This window comes from Delftia sp. DT-2, from assembly GCF_028401915.1.
Classification (GTDB): domain Bacteria; phylum Pseudomonadota; class Gammaproteobacteria; order Burkholderiales; family Burkholderiaceae_C; genus Comamonas; species Comamonas tsuruhatensis.
The window spans coordinates 120,489-146,587 of sequence record NZ_JAQOTI010000013.1 but is presented as its reverse complement, the minus strand read 5'-3'; the positions used below and the strand labels follow the sequence as shown (position 1 = coordinate 146,587).

The window sequence follows — 26,099 nt, the reverse complement described above, 5'->3', positions numbered from 1 at the left end:
GTGGCTTGTGATGGAGAAACCGAGGGGAAAGGGAAAGGGAGCCGCGCGCGACGCGCGGGCTCAGCCGCCGATGTAGCTCATCTCTATGCGCCTGCGCTGCGTGTCCGTGCTGGACGGCAGGCTGGCGCGCAGTTCGGAATAGCGGTCGGTGCGCTGCTGCCAGATGGGGGCCAGCGCGGCTGCCACTTCCTCGTCGCTGGCGCCGCTGCGCAGCAGGCTGCGCAGGTCCCAGCCTTCGGAGGCGAACAGGCACAGGTACAGCCGGCCCTCGGTGGACAGGCGCGCACGGTTGCAGTCGCCGCAAAAGGCGTGGGTGACGCTGCTGATCACGCCGACCTCGCCCAGCGAGGGATCGTGCAGGCCCTGCGCATCGGCATATCCCCAGCGCACGGCGGTCTCGCCCAGGCTGCTGGCCTGCAGCGGCACCAGGGGCAGCTCGGCGCGCAGCCGGGCGATGACTTCGTCGGAGGGCAGGACCTCGTTCATGCGCCAGCCGTTGGTCGCGCCCACGTCCATGTATTCGATGAAGCGCAAGGTCACGCCCGTGCCCTGGAAGTGGCGCGCCATGGGCAGGATCTGGTCCTCGTTGGTGCCGCGCTTGACCACCATGTTGACCTTGATGTTGCCCAGGCCTGCCGCCTGGGCCGCCTCGATGCCGGCCAGCACGTCGGAGACCGGGAAGTCCACGTCGTTCATGCTGCGGAACACCGCGTCGTCCAGCCCGTCCAGGCTGACGGTGACGCGGTTCAGGCCGGCCGCCTTGAGCGCCCGGGCCTTGCGCGCCAGCAGCGAGCCGTTGGTGGTCAGCGTCAGGTCCAGCGGATGGCCGTCGGGCGTGCGCAGGGCAGACAGCTGCTCCACCAGCGTTTCCACGTTCTTGCGCAGCAGCGGCTCGCCGCCGGTCAGGCGGATCTTGCGCACGCCATGCTGCACGAACAGGCGGGCCGTGCGCGTGATCTCCTCGAAGCTCAGCAGCGAGCCGTGCGGCAGGTAGCGGTAGTTCTTGTCGAAGACTTCCTTGGGCATGCAGTAGCTGCAGCGGAAGTTGCAGCGGTCGGTGATGCTGATGCGCAGGTCGCGCAGCGGCCGGCCAAGCCTGTCACGCAGATCGCCGGTGGGCGCCTGCAGCAGTCTTGGCACGGTGGCCGGGCGCGTGGGGGCGCGCTCGTCGACCAGGGGGATCACTCGTTCTGCCATGCCCGCGATTTTGCCCGAATGCCTATGTCCAGGCTCTGCGCAAGCCTGCAGATCTTGATCTGCGTCTAGACGCAGCGCGCTCCATCCACCTCGATGCAGGTGCCGCTGATGAAGGCCGCCTCGTCGCTGGCCAGATACAGCGCGGCATTGGCCACGTCCAGCGCCGTGGAAAAGCGGCCCAGCGGAATCGTCGCCCGAAAGCGCGCGCGGCGCTCCTCGTCCACGGGGCCGCCGGCAAACTCGGCGGCCAGGCCGGTGTCGGGGTTGAAGACGGGGTTGATGCAGTTGACGCGGATGTTCTCCGGGCCCAGTTCCGCAGCCATGGACTTGCTGGTCACGATGACGGCGCCCTTGGAGCCGTTGTACCAGGTCAGCCCCGGGCGCGGGCGCAGGCCTGCCGTGGAGGCGATGTTGATGAAGCTGCCGCCGCCGGGGCGGCCATCGGCCATCGGCGGATTGGCGCGCATGGCCGGCACGCCGTGGATGGCCGAGAGATAAATGCTCTTGACGTTGATGGCATAGACCCGGTCGAACTCGGCCTCGCTGACTTCGAGCATGGGACGGTTGCGGTGCGTCCAGCCCGCGTTGTTGACGAAGACATCGAGCCGGCCGTGGGCCTGCAGCGTGGCGGCCACCAGGGCCTTGACCTGTTCGCCCTGCGTCATGTCCGCCTGCACATAGAGCGCGCGGCCGCCCACGGCGTTGATGGCCTGTGCCACGCGCGTGCCGGCCTCGCGGTCGATGTCGTTGACGACGATATGCGCGCCTTCGGCGGCCAGCCGCATGGCGATGCCGGCTCCTATGCCGCTGCCGGCGCCTGTGACGATGATGGATTTGTCCTGGACACGCATCGGGCTTTGCTCCTCGGTCGGGGGTCAGGCCCCCTGGGTTTCGGTGGTGGCGGTGGTCGCCGGGGTCGGGGCCACGCCGCCTGTGCCGGGCTGCCAGCCCACGAACTGCGGGTAATAGCGCGCCACGCCGGGGCCATTGAAGTCCCAGCCCAGGCACTGGCCCAGGTGGCGTGGTGGCTGGCTGGGGTCGGCATCGCCAAAGACGCCGGGTACGGACTGGAAGGCGGCCGTGGCCATGTTGAACAGCAGCTCGCGCAGATGCGTGCAGCTGGCCACGCCGCCCAGGTTCTCGTTGATGGCCTTGCGCCATCCGCGCGCCATGCTGCAGCCGACCATTTTCTGCAGGGCCCGCGTGGCCTCGGGGCAGTGGCCCAGCGGATGGGAGTCCATGACGACCTCGATGGCCTGCACCGCCAGGCGGGCATCGACCGTGGTGCGTATCCACATGTGGTGTATGGCCGTGCCGGCCGGCATGTGGCGGCCGCCGCTCAGTTCGATGTCATGGGTCTTGCTGTCGCGCAGCTCGCCTTCGATGTCCCAGAGGCCATCGGCGCGGGCGTAGCTGCGGTAGCGCACGTCGCGTTCATGCTGGGGCGTGCGGTCGGGAACGGGAGACAAGGGCATGGGGAATTCTTCTTTCTGTCGCGTGCGGCCGGCTGGCGCCGGGCACCTTGCGATTTTCCGTCATGCGCCAGGATCAGCCATGCCGTATGGCGACGGTCTTCAGCGTGGTGAAGCCATAGAGCGCCTCGAAGCCCTTTTCGCGGCCATGGCCGCTGGACTTGACGCCGCCGAAGGGCAGCTCCACGCCGCCACCCGCCCCGTAGTTGTTGACGAAGACCTGGCCGCAGCGCAGGCGCCGCGCCAGGCGCAGCTGGCGCGCGCCGTCACGGGTCCACAGGCCGGCCACCAGGCCGTAGGCCGTGCCGTTGGCCAGTTGCACGGCATGGTCCTCGTCATGGAAGGGCATGGCGCAGAGCACGGGGCCGAAGATCTCTTCCTGCGCCAGCCGGTGCTCGGGTGGCACGTCGCGCAGCAGGGTGGGCGCCTGGTAGAAGCCGCTGTCGGGCGCATGCTCCACGATCTGGCCCTGCGCCACCACGGCAATGCCTGCCACCTGGGCGTCGGACAGGAAATCCCAGACACGCTGCTGCTGGCTGGCGCGGATCAGCGGACCCAGGTCCAGGTCCATGGCGGCCGGACCCACGCGCAGCGCCTCGAAGGCCTGGCCCAGGCGTTCGAGCAGCGGCTCGTAGATCAGCGAGTCGATCAGCACGCGCGAGCCTGCCGAGCAGGTCTGGCCGGCGTTCTGCACGATGGCGTTGACGATGGCCGGCACGGCGGCGTCCAGATCCGCATCCGCGAACACGATCTGCGGGCTCTTGCCGCCCAGCTCCAGCGTGACGGGGCAATGGCGCTCGGCAGCCGCCTGCTGTATCAGCGTGCCCACGCCGGGGCTGCCCGTGAAGCTCAGGTGGTCTACGCCGGGATGGCGCGCCAGGGCCTCGCCCACCTCGTGCCCCAGGCCGGTGACCACGTTGAAGGCGCCTGCCGGAAAGCCGACCTCGGTGGCCAGCCGCGCCACGCGAAGCACGGACAGGCAGGCGTCTTCCGAGGGCTTGACCACGCAGGTATTGCCCGCGGCCAGCGCCGCGCCCACGCTGCGGCCCAGGATTTGCATGGGATAGTTCCAGGGGACGATATGGCCGGTCACTCCGTGGGGTTCGCGCCAGGTCAGGGCGCTGTAGCCTTGCTGGTAGGGCAGGGTCTCGCCGTGCAGCTTGTCGCAGGCGCCTGCATAGAACTCGAAGTAGCGCGCCAGCGCCAGCGCATCGGCGCGGGCCTGGCGCGTGGGCTTGCCGCAGTCGCGCTGCTCGATGGCCGTGAGTTCATCGGCATGCTGCAGCACGCTGCCCGACAGGCGCATCAGCAGGCGCCCGCGTTCGGCGGCCGAGAGCTTGCTCCAGACGCTGTCCTGGCATTCGCGCGCAGAGCGCACGGCCAGGTCGATGTCCTGGGGCGAGCCGCGTTGGAGCTCGTCGAAAGCCTGCCCGTCCGACGGGTCCAGCACGGGGATCGTGCGTCCCGATTCCGTAGGCACGGACGCATTGCCGATGTGGTGGTATTGCATGGAGCCCGATTGTGGGGCGCCCGGGACGCTTGTCCAGTCCCGGGCGTTGCAGCGCGCCTGCCTACTGCGCAGGCCAGCCCGCGTCGCGCAGGCCTTGGCGGTCCAGCACCTCCATCTTGCCGCGCCGCAACTGCAGGCAGCCGGCCAGTTGCAGCTCCTGCAGGATCTGGTTGGTGGTCTGGCGTGACAGGCCCAGCATGCGCGCCAGCTGCTCCTGGGACACATCCAGCTCGCGCCGCCAGCGCTGGCGGCCCTGGCCGTCGGGCTGCCACTGGTCAAAGCCTTCGGCCATGCGCACCAGGCGCCGCGCCAGGCGCTGGGGGGCCGGCAGCAGCGTGTGCTCTTCCAGCGCCACCAGGCACACGCGCAGCTTGTCCGTCAGCAGCAACGCCAGCGCTTGCCAGTGTCCGGGGTGGGCGGCCAGCCACTCCATCAGCGGTGCCTGGGGCACGTGAAGCACGATGCAGGCCGTGGCGGCCTGGGCGTCGTGCGTGCGTTGTGCGCCATCGAACAGGGCAATCTCTCCCAGCCACATCGGCGGCTCCACCAGGGCCAGCAGCGCCGTGCGGGCCTGCTCGCCGCAGGCGGCCGTGCCCGAGATGCTGAGGGCGCCACGCGCCACCGCGTACAGCCCGCAGGGCGGGTCGCCCCGGCGAAACAGCCAGTCGCCTGCTGCCAGCGTGCGGGGCTGGGCCAGTGCCTTGAGCTGCGCGGCCAGCTCTGGCGGCAGGGCGTGGAACCAGCGGCCTGCCTCGACGGTGGCCCAGAGATCGGCCATGCCCGGTGGACCGGCCACTGAGCGGCGCCGTACGCCGCGCGTGGCGGCGACAGTTGCCGTGGCTGCCGGAGCTGCCGGTGCGGGTAAGCCCGAGGTGTGCGATGAGGCTTGTGTCGGATCCATGACAGACGCCAATCCTTGATGACACCACCATGGTTGCGCAACATCCACTGCCGGTGCAGCCTATGAAAACCCTCATCGACCAACTGTCCCAGTACGCGGACTATCACCGTGATCCACGCAACATCCTCACGCACTTCTTTGGCGTGCCGCTGATCATGTGGGCCGTGGTGATCCTGCTGGCACGTCTGCAATGGGCGATGCCATTGGGCGACGGCCTGCCTGCCCTGCCGCTGAGCCTGGCCTTGCTGGCGGCGCTGGCGGCAGGCATCTACTACTGTTTGCTGGACCTGCGCTACGGCATTGCCATGGCTGTGGTGCTTGCCCTGATGCTGGCCTTGGCACAGCCCATCGCCATGCTGCCGTTGGGGGCTTGGCTGGGATGGGGGCTGGGCATCTTTGCCGTGGGCTGGGTGATCCAGTTCGTGGGTCACTACTACGAGGGCCGCAAGCCAGCCTTCCTGGACGACATCCTGGGCCTGGTCATCGGACCCCTGTTCGTGCTGGCCGAGCTGGGCTTTGCACTGGGCCTGCGCCGCGAAGTGCAGCATGCGGTGGAGCAGCGCAGCGGCCCCGTGCGCCGGCGCGCGGGCGGGGCACACGCCTGAGACCGGGCGCTGCAAGCTTGGCGCAGGCTTGCGCCCTTAGCATGGCGGGCGTTCCTGCGGAGCCATCCGTGGGGGCGTGTGCCTGCGCCTAAAATCACGCTGCTATCCCCTGCGGGGGCTCTTTCGTTTCAACTCTGCTTATCCATCATGTCTTTCGACAAAGTCACACCGGGCAAGAACGCTCCTGAATCCTTCAACGTCGTGATCGAGATCTCGGCCAACTCCGATCCCATCAAGTACGAAGTGGACAAGGAAAGCGGCGCCGTCTTCGTGGACCGCTTCATGGGCACGGCCATGCACTACCCGGCCAACTACGGCTATGTGCCCCAGACGCTGTCCGGCGACGGCGATCCGGTGGACGTGCTGGTGATGACGCCCTTCCCGCTGCCCCCGGGCGTGGTCGTGGCCTGCCGCCCCATCGGCATCCTGCTCATGGAAGACGAGTCCGGCGTGGATGGCAAGGTCCTGGCCGTGCCCACGCAAAAGCTGCTGCCCGCCTACGACAAGATCAACACGCTGGAAGACATCCACGAGATCACCCTCAAGCAGATCCAGCATTTCTTCGAGCACTACAAGGACCTGGAAAAGGGCAAGTGGGTCAAGGTTCTGGGCTGGAAGGGAGTGGACGAGGCCAAGAAGGAAGTCGTGGACGGCATCGCCAACTACAAGGGCTGATCCCTTTCACTCCCGTCGAGGGAGTCTCAACTGCGCTGAGGTAAATGCCCGCTTCGCAGTTGATACAATTTGAAACGCACCCGGTGCCTAGGCGCCGGGTGCGTTTTTTGTTTTGTCATGGATCAGGGTTTGGACAGATCAATCAGGCGCTGATGGGGACATCGGCCCGGGAGCGAGCAAATGAAGGTGGCAGATTGGCGCATGGGCACGAAGCTGGGCATGGGATTCCTCATCATGGTCCTGTTCTCGGCGGTTCTGGGGGCGGTAGCCTGGTTGCAACTGGCGCAGATGCACCGCAACGCATTGCATTTGTCGGATGTGGCCCTGCCCAGCATGTTCCATGCGGGCGCCATGCGATCCGAATACAACCGCCTGCGCCGCCACGAGGCCGGCATTGCCTCCGCGCGCAGCCTGGCCGAGGTCGATGGCTTTGCCAAGCAGGTGCAGGACCGGCTGCAGACCATTGGCGAGCATGAGACGGCCCTGCGTTCGCTGATCGACCAGCAGGCCTTGCGCGCGGCCTTCGACGACTACCTCGGCTTCAAGCAACAGTTCCTGGCCATGCATGCGCGATTGCTGGAGCGTGCGCGCGCCGGCAACTATTCCACCACCGAGGAGCAGGCCTTCATGGCCGACGAGATGGGGTTGATGTTCGCCGGCGAGTCCGAGGCGCAGTTCGGCAAGCTGGCCGAAAGCGCCGGCCGCCTGCTGACCCTGCAGCGCGAAGCGGGCGAGCAGGCGCGGCAGCAGGCGCAGGCAGGCTTTGACCTGGCCCGCATCTGGGTGCTGGGCACGCTGGCCGCGGTGGTGGCGATTGCGGCCCTGGTGGGCTGGGCCATCACGCGTGCGGTCACCGGCCCGGTGGCCCAGGCCGTGGCCGTGGCGCGCAATGTGGCGGCCGGCCATCTGGAAAAGCCGGTCACCAGCCGGCGCCTGGATGAAATGGGCCAGCTCATCAACGCACAGGAGGACATGCGCCGCAAGCTCGCCGAGCTGGTGGGCGATGTGCGCGGCAATGCGCACGGCGTGGCGCTGGCCGCTGGCGAGATCGCCCAGGGCAATGCGGACCTGTCGGCGCGCACCGAAAGCCAGGCCAGTGCTCTGGAGGAAACCGCAGCCTCCATGGAGCAGCTGGGCGCCACCGTGCGCCAGAACGCGGACAACGCGCGCCAGGCCAACCAGATGGCCGCCTCCGCCTCGGGCATTGCCGCGCGTGGCGGCGAGGTTGTGGCCCAGGTGGTGGACACCATGAAGGGCATCAACGACAGCAGCCGCCAGATCGCCGACATCATCGGCGTGATCGACGGCATTGCCTTCCAGACCAATATCCTGGCGCTGAACGCCGCCGTGGAGGCGGCCCGCGCTGGCGAGCAGGGCCGGGGCTTTGCCGTGGTGGCCGGCGAGGTGCGCACGCTGGCCCAGCGCAGTGCCGAGGCGGCCAAGGAGATCAAGGCCTTGATCCAGGCCAGCGAGCAGCGTGTGGAGCAGGGCACGCAGCTGGTGGACAAGGCCGGCGAGACCATGTCCGAAATCGTCGCCGCCATCCGGCGCGTGACCGACATCATGGGCGAGATCAGCGCCGCCAGCAGCGAGCAGAGCGCGGGCGTGGCCCAGGTGGGCGATGCCATCACGCAAATGGACCAGGCCACCCAGCAGAACGCCGCCCTGGTCGAGCAAAGTGCGGCCGCTGCCCAGTCGCTGCAGCAGCAGGCGCGGGCCATGGTGGCATCGGTATCGGTGTTTCGCACGGCGCCGGAAGACTCGACAGCGGTCCCCGAGGTGGCTGAGACCGCCAAGGCGGCCGTGGCGGTGCCGCGCGCAACGGCGGCCGCCCCTTTGGCATCACCGCCGGTCCTGGCGCCCATCGCAGCCCGGCCAGCGAAACATGCCACGCCAGCCCAGGTCAGCAGGACCGCGACCGCCGACGACGAGGAGTGGGCCGCGTTCTGAGGCCTTGCCCGCAGCTGTGCCCCATCCTCTGGCGGCCCCATGCCCTGCATGGGGCCGCTTTCTTTTTGCGTGCTGCGTTGAGCTTGCGCACGCCGGGTGGCAGGAGGCTGTGGCGCAAATCCTCCAGTGAAGGTTTCTGCCTACTGCAAGTACCTGAACTTGTCCTGAACAATGCTTGGATACTGGCAGAATGTAAATAGATGTAGTCCTATTCTTACAGATTGAGGAACGGCCGCTCCTGGCCTCGTTCGCTCGGAACGAAGGGATATCCCATGATTACCTTGTTCTCATGGCCGCCTGGCCTGGCGGCCATCGGCCATCCAGCAGACCGCGCTCCCGCGGGGTCCCGTCCTCCCCCTCTCCAAGCCTTGCCTGCCAGCTGCCATCGGCCGGTGCGGCTGGCCTGTTTCTGCAAGGTTCGCGCCGGGCCTGGCTGATAGCCTGCCCATGGCGCGAGACAGAGCAAGACGCAACAAGATGACGGGACCTCTACAAGAGAGATGAATGTGAAAAACCTCAAGATTTCAACGCGCATGCTGGGCACCTTCGGCCTGCTGGTGCTGCTGCTGCTGGCCGTGGTGGCCGCGGCCCTGGTGCAACTGCGCTCCATGCGCACCAGCATGGAAGTCATCACCGGCAATGCCATGCCCAGCGTGGAAGTGATCAACCAGATAGGCACCGATGTCGTGCGTACCCGTTTGCTGGAGGTGCGCCACGTCAACAATGATGATGTCGCCTACAAGACCGATTCGGAAAAGCAGCTGGAGCAACTGCAGCGCCGTCTGGCCGAGCGCAAGAAGGCCTACGAGCCGCTGCTGTCCTCCGACGAAGAGCGAAGGCTCTACGCCCAACTGCTCCAGGAACGCGAGCGCTACCAGCAACTGAGCCAGCAGGTGCTGGCGCTGTCACGCCAGGGCGAAAAGGAAAAGGCCCAGGCCGTGCTGGGCGGCGAGTCGCTGAAGCTCTACAACGATTCGTCGAACACGCTGGACCTGCTGGTCAAGCTCAACAGCGATGCGGCCGTGCAGGAAAGCCGCAATGCCGAGGCTGTCTATGGGCGCTCGGTCGTCGTCCTCAGCGTGGCGGCGCTGGCCGCCGTGCTGCTGGCCGTGCTGGCCGGGCTGTGGCTGACGCGCTCCATCCGCACGCCGCTGGCCCATGCGGTCGATGCCGCTGACCGCGTGGCCAATGGCGATCTGGGCGGGACCATTCACATCGACCGCCATGACGAAACCGGCCTGCTGCTGGGCGCGCTGCAGCGCATGCAATCGAGCCTGGTGCAGACCGTGCGCAGCGTGCGCCAGAACGCCGAAGGCGTGGCCTCGGCCAGTGCGCAGATTGCCTCCGGCAATGCCGACCTGTCCAGCCGCACGGAAGAGCAGGCCAGCGCGCTGGAGCAGACGGCGGCATCCATGGAAGAGCTGGGCTCCACCGTGCGCCAGAACGCCGACAACGCACGCCAGGCCAATCAGCTGGCGCTCAATGCATCGAGCGTTGCGCGCCGCGGCGGCGACGTGGTGGCCGAGGCCGTGGAAACCATGAAGGGCATCAATGACAGCAGCCGGCGCATCGGCGACATCATCGGCGTGATCGACGGCATTGCCTTTCAGACCAACATCCTCGCGCTCAATGCCGCGGTGGAGGCTGCGCGTGCCGGTGAGCAGGGCCGGGGCTTTGCCGTGGTCGCGGGCGAGGTGCGCTCGCTGGCGCAGCGCAGCGCCGAGGCGGCCAAGGAAATCAAGGCGCTGATCACTGCCAGCGTGGAGCGTGTGGAGCAGGGCTCGCAACTGGTGGACCGCGCAGGCACGACCATGACCGAAGTGGTGGCTGCCATCGGCCAGGTCACCGACATCATGGGCGAGATCAGCGCGGCCAGTACCGAGCAGAGCTCCGGCGTCGCCCAGGTCAGCGAAGCCGTCACGCAAATGGACCAGACCACGCAGCAAAACGCTGCCCTGGTCGAGGAAAGCGCGGCCGCCGCTGCCTCGCTGCGCAAGCAGGCGCAGGACCTGGTCGAGGCCGTGGCCGTGTTCCAGCTGCCGCGCGGTGCCATGGACAGCCATGCGCATGTGCCCAACAGGATGGTGGCGCAGGCCGGCGCCGCGCCACGCGCCGCAGCGCAGCCTGTCCGGCCGGCTCCGCCGGCCAGCCCCGCACGGCCTGCGGCCTTGGGGGGCGGCGGTGCTGCAGCGGGTGGCGAGACACTGGCCCGCCGGCTTGAGCGCGAGGCCACGCCTCCCATCCAGCCACGCCCTGGGCCCGCAGCAACAGGCAAGCCGGCTCCGCGCCAGCCCGGTCAGGGCGATGACGACTGGGAAACCTTCTGAGCCTCATTCCTGGCGCAGCGGGCTGTGCGCCTGCAGCTCCTGCAGGTAGCCGGCCATGCCTTCGCCCTCGCGGTCCAGAAAGCGCGAGATGGCGTCGGCGAAGGACGGGTGGGCAATCCAGTGGGCGCTGGGCGTCACCACGGGCAGCAGCGCCCGCGCCATCTTGTGTTCGCCCTGGGCGCCTCCCTCGAAGTGCGCAATCCCGCGTTCTATGCACCAGGCGATAGGCTGGTAGTAGCAGGCCTCGAAATGCAGGCAGTCCACGCGCTCCAGCGCGCCCCAGTAGCGGCCGTAGGCCGTGCCCTGCGGAATGTGCGGGATGTGCGGGATCTGCGGCGTGTCGCGGTCGCAACTGCCGGCTGAAAGCCGTGCGGCTGCCGCATCGAGTGCGATCAGGCTGCAGGCCATGGGTTGGCCGTCGCGCTCGGCGACGAACATCAGCCAGTTCTCGGGCATCTGGTGCGCCATGGCCTCGAAGAAGGCCGGCTGGAGGTACGGGGCGTTGCCGTGTTCCAGATAGGTGCGTTCGTGGCAGCGGTAGAAGAAGGCCCAGTCCTGGGCGCTCATGTCGGGGCCGTGCACTGCTCGAAAGCGCACGCCGGCCTCGTGCACCTTGCGCCGTTCCTGGCGAATCTTCTTGCGCTTTTCCTGGTTCAGCGTGGACAGAAAGTGGTCGAAGTCCCGGTGGCCCGCACCCCCGGCGTTCTGGTTGCTCCAGTGGAACTGCACGGTGCTGCGCTGCATCCAGCCGTCGGCGTCGCAGGCTGCCAGATCCTCGGCATCGCTGAACAGCAAATGCAGGGAAGACAGCTGCTGCGCCTGGGCCCATTCGCGCACGGCGCGCACCAGGGCCGCACGCAGCAGCGGCGTGCGTGCCAGCAGCCGGCTGCCCGGCACAGGCGTGAAAGGCACGGCGAGCACGCCCTTGGGGTAGTAATCCAGCCCATGCTGGGCGTAGGCGCGCGCCCAGGCAAAGTCGAACACGTACTCGCCATAGGAATGCGCCTTGGCGTAGACCGGGCAGGCGGCGACCAGCTCGCCGCCCTGCCAGAGCGTGACCACGCGGGCGGCCCAGCCGGTTTGCGGCACGGCGCTGCCGCTGGATTCCAGCGCGCTCAGGTACTCGTGGCGCATGAAGGGGGTGGGCGCAGCCTGCGATGCCAGCAGCGCATTCCAGGCCTGGGCATCGAGCTGCTGCACGCTGTCCAGCACGCGGGTGATAATTGCGGTTTCAGCCATGCCATTCCTTGCAGGCCCGTGTGACGCGCGCTGCCGCCTTGCGCTGTGGGGTGGCCTTGTCGGCCCTGTTGGCTCCATTGCATTCCATGACGCTCTCCATCTGCACTGCCCAGCTCAACTTTGTCGTGGGCGATCTGCCCGGCAATGTCCAGAAAATCATTGCCGCAGCCCGTGAAGCTTATGCCACGGGAGCGCGCTTGCTGCTGACTCCCGAGCTTGCCCTGTGCGGCTATGCGGCCGAAGACCTCTATCTGCGTCCCGCCTTTCTGGACGCCTGCGATCAGGCCGTGCAGCAGCTGGCGCTGGAGACCGCGCAATGGCCGGGCCTGGCGCTGGTGCTGGGCCATCCCTGGCGCGACCCCGGCGCTGGTGGCGCGTTGCGCAATGCAGCCAGCGTGCTGCGCGACGGGCGCGTGGAATGCAGCTACGCCAAGCAATGCCTGCCCAACTACGGCGTGTTCGACGAGCAGCGCTACTTTGTGGCCGGCCAGTCGCCTTGCGTGGTCGAGGTCCAGGCAGTTCGCGTGGGCTTGCTGATCTGCGAGGACGCCTGGCATCCCGGGCCGGCAAGCGCGTCTGCCGCGGCGGGTGCGCAATTGCTGGCCGTGATCAATGCTTCGCCCTTTCATGAGGGCAAGCAGGCCGAACGTGAAGCCACGCTGGCTGCACGTGCGCGTGAGACCGGCCTGCCCCTGGTCTACGCACATCTGGTCGGTGGCCAGGATGAAATTGTCTTCGATGGCAGCTCCTTTGCCGTGCACGCCGACGGCAGCATTGCCGCACGCGCGGCGGCCTTTGCCGAGGCGCTGCCGTTGGTGGAAGTGCGTGCCGGCGCGCAGGAATTGACGCTGGCCGCCGATGTGCAGCCACCGGTGGAGCACCTGCCGGCTCTGTGGTCCGCCCTGGTGCTGGCCGTGCGCGACTACGTGGGCAAGAACCGTTTCCCCGGCGCGCTGCTGGGCCTGTCGGGCGGGATCGACTCGGCCCTGGTGCTGGCGATTGCGGTCGATGCGCTGGGCGCGGACAAGGTGCACACGGTGATGATGCCTTCGCCCTATACGGCGGACATCAGCTGGATCGATGCGCGCGACATGGCCGAGCGTGTGGGCGTGCGCTATGACGAAATCTCCATCGCGCCCCAGTTCGAGGCCTTCAAGGCCGCCCTGGCTCCGGCCTTCGCGGGCCGCGCCGAGGACACGACCGAAGAGAACCTGCAGGCCCGCATCCGCGGCACCTTGCTGATGGGCCTGTCCAACAAGTTCGGCTCCGTGGTGCTGACCACCGGCAACAAGAGCGAGATGTCCACCGGCTACTGCACGCTCTATGGCGACATGGCCGGCGGCTTTGCCGTGATCAAGGACGTGCTCAAGACCGAGGTTTTTGCGCTGGCGCGCTGGCGCAATGCCAACGATCCGTTCGGCACGGGGCTGGACCCCATTCCGGATCGCATCATCACGCGCCCGCCCAGCGCCGAACTGCGCCCGGACCAGAAAGACCAGGACAGCCTGCCCGCTTATGAGGTGCTCGACGCCATCGTGCGCCGATACATGGAAAATAACGAAAGCATCGCCTCCATCGTGGCCGACGGATATGCCGGCGCCGATGTGGAGCGAGTGACGCGCCTCATCCAGATCAACGAATACAAACGCCGCCAGGCGCCCGTGGGGCCGCGGCTGACGCGCCGCAGCTTCGGCAAGGACTGGCGCTACCCGATCACCAACCGCTTTCGCGCTTGAAGCACCTGAGGCGGCGGGGTTTCCTGGCCAGCCGTCTTGCCCCGTATTGCATGCACTGAGGAGTTCACCCCATGAAAATGATCACCGCCATCATCAAGCCGTTCAAGCTGGAAGAGGTCCGCGAGGCACTGGCCGACTGCGGCGTAAATGGCCTGACCGTCACCGAGGTCAAGGGCTTTGGTCGCCAGAAGGGCCATACCGAGCTCTACCGTGGCGCCGAGTACGTGGTGGACTTCCTGCCCAAGGTGAAGATCGAGGTGGTGGTCCGCACGGAAGACGTGGACCGCTGCGTGGATGCCATCGTCAACGTGGCCCGCACGGGCAAGATCGGTGACGGGAAGATCTTCGTCACCGCCGTGGAGCGCGTGGTGCGCATCCGTACCGGCGAACTCGACGACGGAGCCATCTGAACCCGGCAGCAGTGCAGGGCGCACGCGGCGCCCTGGGCTCGACATCCGGATTCCAGCGGCCACCCCTGAACGGGTGGCCGTTTCCGTTTCAGATCACGGCGCGCAAGGGGGCCGTTTCCAGGCCCGTGCCCGCGTTCTGCACCAGGGATTGCAGCAGTGCGGGGATGTCGCTGCCGCTTTCTATCAGTCCCATCTGCCACTCGCCCATGAAGCCATGGCCCACGCAGGTCTGCAGGAACTGCAGCATGCTGTCGTAGTAGCCGTCCACATTGAGCAGGCCGATGGGCTTGTCGTGGTAGCGCAGCTGGCGCCAGGTCCAGACCTCGAACAATTCCTCGAAGGTGCCTATGCCGCCGGGCAGGGCGACGAAGGCATCGCTGCGCTCGGCCATCATGGCCTTGCGCTCGTGCATGGTCTGGACGATGTGCAGTTCGTCGCAGGCATGGTTGGCCAGCTCCTTGTCCACCAGCGCCTGCGGGATCACTCCCACGACGCGGCCACCGGCCTGCCGCGTGGCCTCGGCCACCTCGCCCATCAGGCCGCTGCGCCCGCCGCCGTAGACCAACTGGCCGCCGTGCTCGCCAATCCAGCGGCCGGTGGCGCGGGCGGCCTCGATGAAACCGGGCTGGTCGCCGGGGCGCGAGCCGCAATACACACAAATGGAAAACGTGGGATTTGTCATGCAATGAACCGTTGATAGAGAGCCGCCAGCCAGACGCCCGTGCACAGCAGCAGCGCCAGCAGCACGGCGGCGCTGCCCATGTCCTTGGCTTGCTTGGACAGGGCGTGCCATTCGGGGCCTATGCGATCGACCACGGCCTCGATGCCGCTGTTGAGCAATTCCACGATCAGCACCAGCAAGACCGTGCCCGCCAGCAGCGAGACCTCGATCCAGCTGCGTCCCAGCCAGAAAGCGGCAGGGATCAGCACGATGGCGGCCAGCGCTTCCTGGCGGAAGGCTTTCTCATTCCATCCGGCACGAAGGCCGGACAGCGAATAACCCGCAGCGTGCCAGACACGGTTCAGGCCCGTGCGGCTTTTCTGGGGATTGACAGGCGTGCTGTCGTTGGACTTGGGTGAAGCGGCGGGCATGCTGGGGAGTGTAGGAGATGCGATGCTGCCTTTGCCGCTCAGCGTTTTTTCCTGGGCGGCGGGGCCTGGTGGATCAGCTGTGTGCCGGCCCAGGCGTCATGCCAGAACTGGCGGCGCGGATGAAGGCGGCTGAGCAGGGCCCAGAGTGCCACCCACAGCACCAGCAGCACCAAGGTGGTCAAGGCCGGCACGCCGGTGGAGTAGGCCGCCAGCGGTGGCAGCAGCCAGATCCAGCTCAGCACATAGCGCCGCAGGGCGCGCAGCTGGCTGACGGGCTGGCCTGCAGCATCCACCAGGCGGATGTGCCAGGTCTTCATGGCCAATGTCTGCCCCTTGGACCAGAACCAGACGAAATAGATGCCCAGCACCACGAACATGAAGGCCTGCAGCGCATGGCGGTTGTCCATGGCGTTGCGCGTCTGAGACAAGGTGCCAAACAGATATCCGGCGATGAAGACCACGCCGAACAGCAGCATGCCCTCATATAGCCAGCAGGCCATGCGCCGGGCCAGGCGCGGGGCCATCCGTGGATCGGCGGCGGAGCCGGCTGCCGTGGAGGCGGGGGAGGTGGCGTTCGTCATGCGGGCGTGTCGGGGCGCTGCATCAATGCGAAGGGGCTGCTTCGCCGTGCGAGGGCTGTGGGGTGGCCTCGGCGCCGTCATGCAGTTCCATGGGCGGCAAGGGCATGGGTGTGGCCGAAGGCACTTCCACCGGGGCTGTCTCCACCAGCGCAGGCGGGCGCACGGGATGGGTTTCCACGGCCGAAGGCGACGCGACCGGTGGAACCGGAGGCGGCGGATTGTAGATGGTGGCTGGTGGAATCTTTGGGGGATTCGGAATGGTGGCCGGTGCCACCGAGGCCGCAGGAATCCGCGCCAGACGCTTGGGCGCCACGGGCTGTATGGCGTTGGCGGCGCCCTTGACCTTGGGCGCGGCGCGTGCAGCCAGAAGGCGTTTTTCTTCGTCGCTGAGCGCCTGGTAGGCCTCCCACTGGGCTCGCTTGTCCGTGGCAAGGCGGTTGGTCAGGGCGAAATTCAGGCGGGCCTGGCTGCGCTGCTGGGCGCTGAGGCTGGACCAGGTCTGCATGCGGTCGCGCAGCTTTTCCTGCTCCTTTTCGCTGAGCTTGTCCCAGCCTTCGGCCAATGCCATCCAGCGGCGCTTTTGCAGCGCGTCCATCATGGACCAGCGCTCGGAAAGGGGCTCGAGCACCCTGCTTTGCGCAGGCGTCAGCTCGGCCCAGCGTGGGCCGGAGGCCAGGGCCGTGGCGCGCTGGCGCGTGGCTGCGTCGCCATGCAGGGTCTTGGAGGCCGCAATGGTGGCCGGCGACACCGTGCTGGGCGCCAGCCGCACCTGTTGCACGACGCGCCAGCCGGTCCAGGCCAGCGCCATCAACAGCACCGCCGCCAGGATGGCGGCGGGTGATCGGTGGAACGCAGCGCGTGAATCAGTGGGCATGCAGGCAGGCAAGGCGGGTATCAGCGTTCCGTGTTGGTGGCCGAAGTCTTCAGGTACTGGATGAAACCGGGGTCGGCATAGGCGGCAGGGGGCAGGTCATCGGTCAGCAGGGCCGTATCGACCTCGGCAACCTCGGTCAGGCCAATCTGATCGGTCTGCACGTTGACGACCACCAGGCCAATGATGAGGGCCAGCACCGGCACGGCCGAGATCAGCGCGCGCCACCAGGTGCCGCCTTCGTCGCCAGAGCCCAGCGTCATGGTGGCACCCTGAGCCTGGGTTGCGCTGGCAGCCTGCACGGTCGCAGCGCGCAGTTCGCGCCGGCGAACGGACAGGGCGCGCTCGCGCCCAGCGCGCAGCCGCTCGGTGATGTCGTATGGCAGCAACGCCTCGCCGTCACCCAGGCGCGCGGTGATCCGGCGTGCGATGCGGTCGGCCGCCATTTCGCTGTGGAGAGTGAGAGTGGGCGCAGTCTTCATAGCTCGATTCCTTTGGCCTTCAGTGCCTTGCTCAATGTCTGGATGGCGCGGAAACAATGTGTTTTTACACTTCCTTCGGAACACCCCATCGCGGCAGCGGTCTCCGCAACGTCCATCTCTTCCCAATAACGCATCAGGAATGCTTCGCGTTGACGCGCCGGCAGCTCCTGTATCTCTTTTTCAATGCTTTGCAAAATCTGCGCCCGCTCGGTCAGATCCTCGGCGCTGCGGGCGGTTTCGCCGTTCTGTGCGGAGTCGGCGTAGGTCTCGAGCCAGTCGAAGTCCGCATCGTCGCCGGCCGAGGCCTCCAGATCGCTCATGCGGGTGAAGAGGGCGTTCTGCGTCTTTTGCCTGCGAAACCAGTCCAGGGTGCTGTTGGACAGGATGCGCTGGAAGAGCATGGGCAGCTCGGTGATGGGCTTGTCGCCATAGTGCTGCGCCAGCTTGAGCATGCTGTCCTGCACGATGTCCAGCGCCGCCTCCTCGTCCCGGACGTGGAAAAAGCTGCGCTTGAAGGCACGCTTTTCTACGCTTTTGAGGAAGTCGGATAGTTCTTGCTCGGTTGCCAAAAGGAACGCAGGCCCGGATGAGGGGCTCGTTGAGGGGGCTGAACGGACGCGGGACCCGATTATCGCACCGCAGTGTCAATTTTTTTCGCACGATGGCGCACAGGCTTGTTGCAGTGCGATAATGTCTGCTGCAATTCAAAAAGGCAAACGGGTCACGGTCCGGCGTTTACTCACTCGCCCATGTCTGTTGGTCCTAAGTCCCGCACCGGCCTCACAAGGGCTTCAGGCAAGGGGCACCCAAGGTTTTTCGTTAGAGAAATTCACAAAGGTTGATCATGGAAATTTCCAAAGCCGAGTACTCCAGCGCGGCAGCAGCGGCGTCGCAGTCCCATGCATCCCAGGAGCTGATGGGCTCCGAGATCCTCGTCAAGTCCCTGCAGGCCGAAGGCGTCAAGCAGCTTTGGGGCTATCCGGGCGGTGCGGTCCTGTACATCTACGACGCCCTCTACAAGCAAGACACCATTCAGCATGTGCTGGTGCGCCACGAGCAGGCGGCTGTGCATGCGGCAGACGGTTTTGCCCGTGCCACGGGTGAAGTCGGCGTGGCCCTGGTGACCTCGGGTCCCGGCCTGACCAACGCCGTCACCGGCATTGCCACCGCCTACACCGATTCCATTCCCCTGGTCGTGATCAGCGGCCAGACCTCGACGGCCTACATCGGCACCGATGCATTCCAGGAGTGCGACACCGTCGGCATTACCCGCCCCATCGTCAAGCACAACTTCCTGGTCAAGGATGTGCGCGAGCTGGCGGACACCATGAAGAAGGCCTTCCACATCGCGCGCACCGGCCGCCCCGGCCCCGTGGTGGTGGACATCCCCAAGGATGTGTCCTTCAAGAAGGCTCTCTACACCGGTTACCCCGAAAAGGTGGAGATGCGCTCCTACAACCCGGTGCGCAAGGGCCATGCCGGCCAGATCCGCAAGGCGCTGCAGTTGCTGCTGGCTGCCAAGCGTCCCTATATCTACACGGGTGGCGGCGTGCTGCTGGGCAATGCCTGCAACGAGCTGCGCACCCTGGTGGACATGCTGGGCTACCCGGTCACGCATACGCTGCTGGGCCTGGGTGCCTATCCGGCCAGCGACCGCAAGTTCCTCGGCATGCTGGGCATGCACGGCACCATCGAAGCCAACAACGCCATGCAGAACTGCGATGTGCTGCTGGCCGTGGGTGCGCGCTTCGACGACCGGGTGATCGGCAACCCCAAGCATTTCATGTCGGTGGAGCGCAAGATCATCCATATCGACATCGATCCCTCCTCCATCTCCAAGCGCGTGAAGGTGGACGTGCCCATCGTGGGCGACGTCAAGGAAGTGCTGACCGAGCTGATCTCAATGATCCGCGAGGCCAGCGCCCGCCCCGACGCTGCGGCCCTGGGCCAGTGGTGGGAGACCATCGAAGGCTGGCGCAGCCGCGACTGCCTGCAGTACAGCCGTGGCGACGGCTCGGTCATCAAGCCCCAGTACGTGGTGGAGACGCTGTGGAACATGACCCGCGACGCCGATGCCTACATCACGTCCGACGTGGGCCAGCACCAGATGTGGGCCGCGCAGTACTACCGCTTCGACGAGCCGCGCCGCTGGATCAACTCCGGCGGCCTGGGCACCATGGGCGTGGGCCTGCCCTACGCCATGGGCATCAAGCTGGCCAAGCCTGAATCCGAGGTGTTCTGCATCACGGGCGAAGGCTCTATCCAGATGAACATCCAGGAGCTGGCCACCTGCCTGCAGTACAACACGCCGGTCAAGGTGGTGTCGCTGAACAACCGCTACCTGGGCATGGTGCGCCAGTGGCAGGAGATCGAGTACTCGGGCCGCTATAGCAGCAGCTACATGGACTCGCTGCCCAACTTCGTGAAGCTGGCCGAGGCCTATGGCCACGTGGGCATGCTGATCGAGCGCCCCGAGGACGTGGAGCCCGCCCTGCGCGAGGCCCGCAAGCTCAAGGATCGGACGGTGTTCATGGACTTCCGCACCGATCCCACCGAGAATGTGTTCCCCATGGTGCAGGCCGGCCGTGGGATCACCGAGATGCTGCTGGGAGCTGACGACCTCTGAGCGAGCCCTTGGCCGGGTTCGCCAGGGCCTGTTCCTGCCGCATCTTCTTCAGTAGCCGCCCTCAAGGCGGCAACCCCTTGACGAATCTATTGCCTGCCAAGCCCGACGTTTACCGGCGCCGGGGGAGGGCAGCGAAAAGAGGAATCTTTCTTTCATGAAACACATCATTGCCGTGCTGCTCGAAAACGAGCCGGGAGCCTTGTCGCGCGTGGTGGGCCTGTTCTCGGCCCGCGGCTACAACATCGAATCGCTGACCGTGGCTCCCACGGAAGACGCATCGCTGTCGCGCATGACCATTCAGACGAATGGCTCCGAAGACGTGATCGAGCAGATCACCAAGCACCTGAACCGCCTGATCGAGGTCGTCAAGGTCGTGGACCTGACGGAAGGCTCCTATACCGAGCGCGAGCTCATGATGGTCAAGGTCCGCGCCGTGGGCAAGGAACGCGAGGAGATGAAGCGCATGGCCGACATCTTCCGCGGCCGCATCATCGACGTGACCGAAAAGAGCTACACGGTCGAGCTGACCGGCGACCAATCCAAGAACGACGCCTTCCTGCAGGCGTTGGACCGCACGGCCATTCTGGAAACCGTGCGTACCGGCTCCTGCGGCATCGGCCGCGGTGAGCGCATCCTGCGCGTTTGATGCGCTGCCAAGCGTCTGAACCTGAAACCTGTCCCCTTCCCCTTTCAACCCCTACACACACGAAGCCTGGAGCCAACATGAAAGTTTTCTACGACAAGGACTGTGACCTGAGCCTGATCAAGGGCAAGACCGTTGCCATCATCGGCTACGGCAGCCAGGGCCACGCACACGCTCAAAACCTGAACGAAAGCGGCGTGAAGGTCGTGGTCGGCCTGCGCAAGGGCGGCGCTTCCTGGGACAAGGTCGCCAAGGCTGGCCTGACCGTCGCTGAAGTCGACGACGCCGTGAAGGCCGCCGATCTGGTCATGATCCTGCTGCCGGATGAGAACATCCCCGAGGTCTACACCAACAACGTGGCCCCCAACATCAAGCAAGGCGCCACGCTGGCCTTTGCCCACGGCTTCAACATCCACTACAACCAGGTTGTGCCGCGCGCCGATCTGGACGTGATCATGGTCGCCCCCAAGGGCCCTGGCCACACCGTGCGCTCCGAATACCTCAAGGGCGGCGGCGTGCCTTCGCTGATCGCCGTGTACCAGGACAAGTCCGGCAAGGCCCGTGACCTGGCCCTGTCCTATGCCATGGCCAACGGTGGCGGCAAGGGTGGCATCATCGAAACCAACTTCAAGGAAGAAACCGAGACCGACCTGTTCGGCGAGCAGGCCGTTCTGTGCGGCGGCGCGGTGGAACTGGTGAAGATGGGCTTCGAGACCCTGACCGAAGCCGGCTACGCTCCCGAAATGGCCTACTTCGAGTGCCTGCATGAGCTCAAGCTCATTGTGGACCTGATGTACGAAGGCGGCATCGCCAACATGAACTACTCGATCTCGAACAACGCCGAATACGGCGAGTACGTGACGGGTACAGAAGTCATCAACGACAAGTCGCGCGAAGCCATGCGTGCTGCCCTCAAGCGCATCCAGACCGGCGAATACGCCAAGATGTTCATCCAGGAAGGCCGCACCAACTACCCGAGCATGACGGCCCGCCGCCGCATGAACGCCGAACACGCCATCGAAAAGGTGGGCGGCCAGCTGCGCGCCATGATGCCCTGGATCTCCAAGAACAAGCTGGTTGACCAGAGCCGCAACTGAGATTGCTGCATTCCATCTTGCATGGGTCGCGCATGCGGCCTACGCAAGGTGCAGGACAAGGCCACCCCGACGGGTGGCCTTTTTCGTGCAGAGAAGGGGGGCAGCGCGCAGGTACACTGACCCTTTCGGGGCGGCACTGTCCGCTCCCTTAGAATACTATCGTTTTAATAGCTGCTCACGCTTGCGTGCGCTGTGCTGGAGGCCGGATTGATGCAAAACCACAATGAGTCCAACGAAATCGAAGGCGTGGTGGTGCGCAAGCGCCGCAAGGGTATCTACATCCTGCCCAACCTGTTCACGCTGGCTGCGCTGTTCGGTGGCTTCTACGCCATCGTGATGGCCATGAATGGCCGCTTTGAACTGGCTGCCGCAGGCGTGTTCTGCGCCATGGTGCTGGACAGTCTTGACGGCCGCGTGGCACGCATGACCAATACGCAAAGCGCCTTTGGCGAACAGATGGACTCGCTGTCGGACATGGTGTCCTTCGGGGCCGCTCCCGCCTTGATCGCCTATGAGTGGGCGCTTAAGGGCATTGGTCGCTGGGGCTGGATTGCCGCCTTTGTCTATTGCGCCTGCGCCGCCCTGCGGCTGGCGCGTTTCAACGTGAATACCGGCACGGTGGACAAGCGCTGGTTCCAGGGCCTGCCTTCGCCTGCGGCGGCGGCGCTGGTCACGGGCTTCATCTGGCTGCTGGACGAGGCGGGCCTGCTGCGCGGCCAGGATGCCTGGCTGAGCTGGACGCAGATCACCTGGATCATGTTCTTCCTGACGCTGTACGCGGGCCTGACCATGGTCACCAACGTGCCTTTCTACAGCTTCAAGGACGTGCATTTCAAGAAGAGCGTGCCCTTTGCGGCCATCGTGCTGATCGCCCTGGGCATCGCCATCATCAATATCCATCCGCCCATCGTGCTGTTCGGCGTGTTCCTGCTCTACGGTTTCTCTGGCTACGGCGTCTATGCATGGCGCAAGGCCAAGGGCCAGCGCACCAGCGTCATCAGCACCTCGACCGATGAGCCTGAAGAGCGCGGCCTGCACAAATGATGCGCCGCAGCATCTTCACAGCGCCTGAGAACCTGTGCTAAAGTGACCTGCATGCAATACCTGTCGCTAGCTCTACTACTGATGTCCCACGGGCAGAGACAGTAGCGCGCGCGTACATTCCTACTTTCACGGCCCGTTTGCACCAGCGACGGGCCGTTTTGCGTTTGTGGGGTCGCTGGAGCAGGTGGGTCTTGTTTTTACCTAGACGATAGAAAGCACTTCAGCCATGTTGCAAAACCCTTCGACCAAGTACCGTCCGTTCGCTCCGGTCCGCCTGCAAGACCGTCGCTGGCCCGATGCGGTGATCACTCAGGCCCCGGTCTGGTGCAGCGTGGACCTGCGCGATGGCAACCAGGCGCTGATCGAGCCCATGGACATCGATCGCAAGATGCGCATGTTCGAGCAACTGGTGAAGATCGGCTTCAAGGAAATCGAGGTCGGCTTTCCTTCCGCGTCCCAGGTCGAGTTCGACTTCATGCGCAAGCTCATCGAGGAAAACCGCATTCCCGATGACGTGACCGTCCAGGTGCTGACCCAGGCGCGCGAGCACCTCATCCGCCGTACCTTCGAGGCGCTCGAAGGCGTGCCCCGGGCCATCGTCCACCTCTACAACGCCACCGCGCCCGTGATGCGCCGCGTGGTATTGAACATGAGCGAGGACGAGATCGTCGAGCTGGCCACCACCAATGCCCGCATGTTCAACGAGATCGCTGCCGGCTATCCCCAGACGCAGTGGACCTTCCAGTACTCGCCCGAGATGTATTCGGACACCGAGCTGGAGTTTTCCAAGCGCGTCATCGATGCCGTCACCGATGTATGGCAGCCCACGCCCGAGCGCAAGTGCATCATCAACCTGCCCACCACCGTGGAGCACTCCACGCCCAACATCTTCGCCGACATGGTGGAGTGGACGCATCGCCACATCCAGCGCCGCGACTCCATCGTGCTGTCCGTGCATCCGCACAATGACCGCGGCACGGGCACGGCCACGGCCGAGCTGGCGTTGATGGCCGGTGCGGACCGCCTTGAAGGCTGCCTGTTCGGCAATGGCGAGCGCACGGGCAACCTCGATGTGGTCAACGTGGCGTTGAACATGTACATCCAGGGCGTGTCGCCTGGCCTGGATTTCTCCGATATCGACGGCATCCGCAGCACGGTCGAGCATTGCAACCAGCTGCCCGTGCATCCGCGCCATCCCTATGTGGGCGATCTGGTCTACACCTCGTTCTCGGGCTCGCACCAGGATGCCATCAAGAAGGCCTTCGCCGATCGCAAGGACGGCGACATCTGGGACATGCCCTATCTGCCCATCGACCCCAAGGACCTGGGCCGCAGCTACGAGGCCGTGATCCGCGTCAACAGCCAGTCCGGCAAGGGCGGCATCGCCTATCTGCTTGAAAGCGAGTATGGCCTCCAATTGCCGCGTCGCCTGCAGATCGAGTTCAGCCAGGTGGTCCAGCGCGAGATGGATGCCAGCGGCAAGGAGCTGGCCGCGGCCGACCTGTGGTCGCTGTTCCAGCGCGAGTACGGCCTGCAATCCGTGCAGGCACCGCATTACCGCCTCAGCGAGAACGACGGCGTGGTCAGCCTGTCGGCCGATCTGTCCGTTGACGGCGGCAAGCGCACGGTCGAGGCGCAAGGCACGGGGCCCATCGATGCCTTCGTGCAGGCGCTGAGCGAGCACAGCGGCCGGGCCGTGCGCGTGCTGGACTACAACGAGCATGCCATCGGCGAGGGTGCCAATGCCAAGGCCATTGCCTACGTGGAACTGCGCGTGGACGAGTTGCACGTGTGCTACGGCGTCGGGGTTGATGCGAATATCGTCTCCGCTTCGTTCCGGGCCATCATGTCGGGCTTGCAGCGCGTGCCCTCTGCCGAGAAGGTGACGGTGCAGGAGGCGGTTGCCGCTTAAATTCCATTGCCTAGCCGGTGCAGCCACAAGCGCACCGGCTTTTTTCGTCACCTGCCCGTGGGCAGGAGATTCGCATCCACAAGAAAGACGAGACTCCCATGACCGACCAATTGATCATTTTCGACACCACCTTGCGTGACGGCGAGCAGTCGCCCGGTGCCTCCATGACCCGCGACGAAAAGCTGCGCATCGCGCGCCAGCTCGAGCGGCTGAAGGTCGATGTGATCGAGGCCGGTTTTGCGGCGAGTTCCAATGGCGACTTCGAGTCGGTGCAGGCCATTGCGCGTGCCATCAAGGACTCCACCATCTGCTCGCTGGCCCGTGCCAATGACCGCGACATCGCCCGTGCGGCCGAGGCTCTGAAGGACGCCAGCCGCGCGCGCATCCACACTTTCATTGCCACCAGTGCGCTGCACATGGAGAAAAAGCTGCGCATGACGCCCGAGCAGGTGCTGGAGCAGGCGCGCCAGTCGGTGCGATTTGCGCGCAACCTGATCGCCGACATCGAGTTCAGCCCCGAAGACGGCTACCGCAGCGACCCGGACTTTCTGTGCCGCGTCATCGAGACAGTGATTGCCGAAGGCGCGACCACCATCAACGTGCCCGACACCGTGGGCTACGCCATTCCGGAGCTGTACGGCGCCTTCATCAAGAACTTGCGCGAGCGCGTGCCCAACAGCGACAAGGCCGTCTGGAGCGTGCATTGCCACAACGACCTGGGCATGGCCGTGGCCAACTCGCTGGCCGGCGTCAAGCTCGGCGGGGCGCGCCAGATCGAGTGCACCATCAACGGCCTGGGCGAACGCGCGGGCAACTGCTCGCTCGAGGAGGTGGTGATGGCCATCAAGACGCGCAAGGACTACTTCGGCCTTGACGTCAACATCGACGCCCAGCACATCGTGGCCGCCAGCCGCATGGTCAGCCAGACCACGGGCTTCGTGGTGCAGCCCAACAAGGCCGTCGTGGGCGCCAACGCCTTCGCCCACGCCTCGGGCATCCATCAGGATGGCGTGCTCAAGGCGCGCGACACCTACGAAATCATGCGTGCCGAGGATGTGGGCTGGAGCGCCAACAAGATCGTGCTGGGCAAGCTCAGCGGCCGCAATGCCTTCAAGCAGCGCCTGCAGGAGCTGGGCGTGGAACTCGACAGCGAAGCCGCGATCAACACTGCCTTTGCGGCCTTCAAGGAACTGGCCGACCGCAAGAGTGAAATCTTCGACGAGGACATCCTGGCCCTGGTGACCGAGCAGGATGCGCATCAGCAGGCCGATCCCTTCCAGTTCATCTCGCTGGCCCAGCAAAGCGAAACGGGTGAGCGCCCACACGCGTCGGTGGTGTTCAGCCGCGATGGCCGTGAGATCAAGGCTCAGTCCGACGGCAATGGCCCGGTCGATGCCTCGTTCAAGGCCATCGAGTCCGAGGTGAAGAGCGGTGCCGAGATGCTGCTGTACTCGGTCAACGCCATCAGCGGCTCCACCGAGAGCCAGGGCGAAGTGACCGTTCGCCTGCAGCGCAGCGGGCGCGTGGTCAACGGCGTGGGCGCGGACCCGGACATCGTCGTGGCCTCGGCCAAGGCCTATCTGAGCGCGTTGAACAAATTACACAGCAATGCAGAGGTCGTGGCTGCGCAGGGGTGAGCACTCGCCTTATAATTTCATTTAAATTATCGAAAAGTCGCACAAGTTATTGTCACAGTGCGACTTTTTCGATTAATGTAAGGTCTAGTCAC

The 26,099-nt window shown here is 65.7% G+C and carries 24 protein-coding genes; 12 read left to right on the top strand and 12 right to left on the bottom strand.

The genetic code is table 11. From position 1 onward, the window contains the following. Positions 1 to 60: 60 nt before the first annotated feature. From moaA to PO605_RS23125, 5 genes are all read right to left on the bottom strand, one after another. On the bottom strand, positions 61 to 1,197 hold the full coding sequence (gene moaA / locus PO605_RS23145) for a GTP 3',8-cyclase MoaA (protein WP_016447431.1): 1,137 nt from the start codon (positions 1,195 to 1,197) through the stop codon (positions 61 to 63). A 65-nt stretch (positions 1,198 to 1,262) separates the two neighbouring features. Continuing rightward, positions 1,263 to 2,048: an SDR family oxidoreductase gene (locus PO605_RS23140; RefSeq protein ID WP_016447430.1), complete on the bottom strand. Its 786-nt coding sequence runs from the start codon at positions 2,046 to 2,048 to the stop codon at positions 1,263 to 1,265. Positions 2,049 to 2,072: 24 nt separating this feature from the next. After that, on the bottom strand, positions 2,073 to 2,672 hold the full coding sequence (locus PO605_RS23135) for a DUF2889 domain-containing protein (RefSeq protein ID WP_016447429.1): 600 nt from the start codon (positions 2,670 to 2,672) through the stop codon (positions 2,073 to 2,075). Positions 2,673 to 2,745: 73 nt separating this feature from the next. Then, positions 2,746 to 4,179, bottom strand: coding sequence for an aldehyde dehydrogenase family protein (locus PO605_RS23130; RefSeq protein WP_016447428.1), 1,434 nt, complete (start codon positions 4,177 to 4,179; stop codon positions 2,746 to 2,748). 61 nt (positions 4,180 to 4,240) lie between these two features. Further along, positions 4,241 to 5,080, bottom strand: a complete 840-nt coding sequence (locus tag PO605_RS23125) for a Crp/Fnr family transcriptional regulator (RefSeq protein ID WP_047471225.1) — start codon at positions 5,078 to 5,080, stop codon at positions 4,241 to 4,243. A 62-nt stretch (positions 5,081 to 5,142) separates the two neighbouring features. Here PO605_RS23125 and PO605_RS23120 point away from each other — a divergent pair, with 62 nt between their 5' ends. The 4 genes from PO605_RS23120 (at position 5,143) to PO605_RS23105 (ending at position 10,637) form a co-directional block, all read left to right on the top strand. Next, the gene (locus PO605_RS23120; RefSeq protein ID WP_016451358.1) at positions 5,143 to 5,685 is read left to right on the top strand and encodes an Mpo1 family 2-hydroxy fatty acid dioxygenase; all 543 of its coding nucleotides are present in this window, start codon (positions 5,143 to 5,145) and stop codon (positions 5,683 to 5,685) included. Between the two features lie 147 nt (positions 5,686 to 5,832). Continuing rightward, positions 5,833 to 6,360, top strand: a complete 528-nt coding sequence (gene ppa, locus PO605_RS23115; RefSeq protein ID WP_013801496.1) for an inorganic diphosphatase — start codon at positions 5,833 to 5,835, stop codon at positions 6,358 to 6,360. 180 nt (positions 6,361 to 6,540) lie between these two features. Beyond that, positions 6,541 to 8,310 (top strand): methyl-accepting chemotaxis protein, encoded by a 1,770-nt coding sequence (locus PO605_RS23110; RefSeq protein WP_272206910.1) that lies wholly within the window; start codon positions 6,541 to 6,543, stop codon positions 8,308 to 8,310. Between the two features lie 500 nt (positions 8,311 to 8,810). Beyond that, positions 8,811 to 10,637 (top strand): methyl-accepting chemotaxis protein, encoded by a 1,827-nt coding sequence (locus tag PO605_RS23105; protein WP_272206909.1) that lies wholly within the window; start codon positions 8,811 to 8,813, stop codon positions 10,635 to 10,637. 3 nt (positions 10,638 to 10,640) lie between these two features. Here PO605_RS23105 and PO605_RS23100 read toward each other — a convergent pair whose 3' ends face one another. Next, positions 10,641 to 11,876 (bottom strand): GNAT family N-acetyltransferase, encoded by a 1,236-nt coding sequence (locus PO605_RS23100; protein WP_047471776.1) that lies wholly within the window; start codon positions 11,874 to 11,876, stop codon positions 10,641 to 10,643. A gap of 86 nt (positions 11,877 to 11,962) precedes the next feature. On the opposite strand from PO605_RS23100, the gene PO605_RS23095 reads away from it, so the two are divergent. Both PO605_RS23095 and PO605_RS23090 read left to right on the top strand, forming a co-directional pair. Further along, positions 11,963 to 13,612, top strand: coding sequence for an NAD+ synthase (locus PO605_RS23095; protein ID WP_047471773.1), 1,650 nt, complete (start codon positions 11,963 to 11,965; stop codon positions 13,610 to 13,612). Between the two features lie 71 nt (positions 13,613 to 13,683). Further along, positions 13,684 to 14,022 (top strand): P-II family nitrogen regulator, encoded by a 339-nt coding sequence (locus PO605_RS23090; protein WP_012206673.1) that lies wholly within the window; start codon positions 13,684 to 13,686, stop codon positions 14,020 to 14,022. Positions 14,023 to 14,110: 88 nt separating this feature from the next. On the opposite strand, the gene PO605_RS23085 is transcribed toward PO605_RS23090, so the two are convergent. From PO605_RS23085 to PO605_RS23060, 6 genes are read right to left on the bottom strand one after another with little or no spacing between them, the layout of a single operon-like run. Continuing rightward, positions 14,111 to 14,704 (bottom strand): TIGR00730 family Rossman fold protein, encoded by a 594-nt coding sequence (locus tag PO605_RS23085; protein WP_016447421.1) that lies wholly within the window; start codon positions 14,702 to 14,704, stop codon positions 14,111 to 14,113. Next, positions 14,701 to 15,114 carry a diacylglycerol kinase gene (locus PO605_RS23080; RefSeq protein WP_016447420.1) on the bottom strand — a complete coding sequence of 138 codons (414 nt, stop codon included), beginning with the start codon at positions 15,112 to 15,114 and terminating at the stop codon, positions 14,701 to 14,703. Before PO605_RS23080 ends, PO605_RS23085 begins: the two co-directional genes overlap by 4 nt. 38 nt (positions 15,115 to 15,152) lie before the next feature. Further along, positions 15,153 to 15,695, bottom strand: a complete 543-nt coding sequence (locus tag PO605_RS23075) for an RDD family protein (protein WP_016447419.1) — start codon at positions 15,693 to 15,695, stop codon at positions 15,153 to 15,155. A gap of 22 nt (positions 15,696 to 15,717) precedes the next feature. Further along, positions 15,718 to 16,569 (bottom strand): DUF3106 domain-containing protein, encoded by an 852-nt coding sequence (locus PO605_RS23070; RefSeq protein ID WP_047471778.1) that lies wholly within the window; start codon positions 16,567 to 16,569, stop codon positions 15,718 to 15,720. Between the two features lie 20 nt (positions 16,570 to 16,589). Continuing rightward, positions 16,590 to 17,048, bottom strand: a complete 459-nt coding sequence (locus PO605_RS23065) for a DUF3619 family protein (RefSeq protein ID WP_047471769.1) — start codon at positions 17,046 to 17,048, stop codon at positions 16,590 to 16,592. Next, entirely contained in the window at positions 17,045 to 17,617 is a 573-nt protein-coding gene (locus PO605_RS23060) for an RNA polymerase sigma factor (protein WP_016447416.1), read from the bottom strand. The genes PO605_RS23065 and PO605_RS23060 overlap by 4 nt, the downstream gene beginning before the upstream one ends. 275 nt (positions 17,618 to 17,892) lie before the next feature. Here PO605_RS23060 and PO605_RS23055 point away from each other — a divergent pair, with 275 nt between their 5' ends. From PO605_RS23055 to PO605_RS23030, 6 genes are all read left to right on the top strand, one after another. Next, positions 17,893 to 19,674 carry an acetolactate synthase 3 catalytic subunit gene (locus PO605_RS23055; protein ID WP_016447415.1) on the top strand — a complete coding sequence of 594 codons (1,782 nt, stop codon included), beginning with the start codon at positions 17,893 to 17,895 and terminating at the stop codon, positions 19,672 to 19,674. 154 nt (positions 19,675 to 19,828) lie between these two features. Then, entirely contained in the window at positions 19,829 to 20,320 is a 492-nt protein-coding gene (gene ilvN / locus PO605_RS23050) for an acetolactate synthase small subunit (RefSeq protein WP_012206665.1), read from the top strand. 77 nt (positions 20,321 to 20,397) lie between these two features. Continuing rightward, a complete protein-coding gene (gene ilvC, locus PO605_RS23045) occupies positions 20,398 to 21,414 on the top strand; it encodes a ketol-acid reductoisomerase (protein WP_016447414.1) in 1,017 nt (338 codons plus the stop codon). A 210-nt stretch (positions 21,415 to 21,624) separates the two neighbouring features. Next, positions 21,625 to 22,458: a CDP-diacylglycerol--serine O-phosphatidyltransferase gene (gene pssA, locus PO605_RS23040; protein ID WP_012206663.1), complete on the top strand. Its 834-nt coding sequence runs from the start codon at positions 21,625 to 21,627 to the stop codon at positions 22,456 to 22,458. A 226-nt stretch (positions 22,459 to 22,684) separates the two neighbouring features. Next, entirely contained in the window at positions 22,685 to 24,370 is a 1,686-nt protein-coding gene (gene leuA / locus PO605_RS23035; RefSeq protein WP_016451367.1) for a 2-isopropylmalate synthase, read from the top strand. 98 nt (positions 24,371 to 24,468) lie between these two features. Continuing rightward, positions 24,469 to 26,007 (top strand): 2-isopropylmalate synthase, encoded by a 1,539-nt coding sequence (locus PO605_RS23030; protein ID WP_016447412.1) that lies wholly within the window; start codon positions 24,469 to 24,471, stop codon positions 26,005 to 26,007. Positions 26,008 to 26,099: the final 92 nt, after the last annotated feature.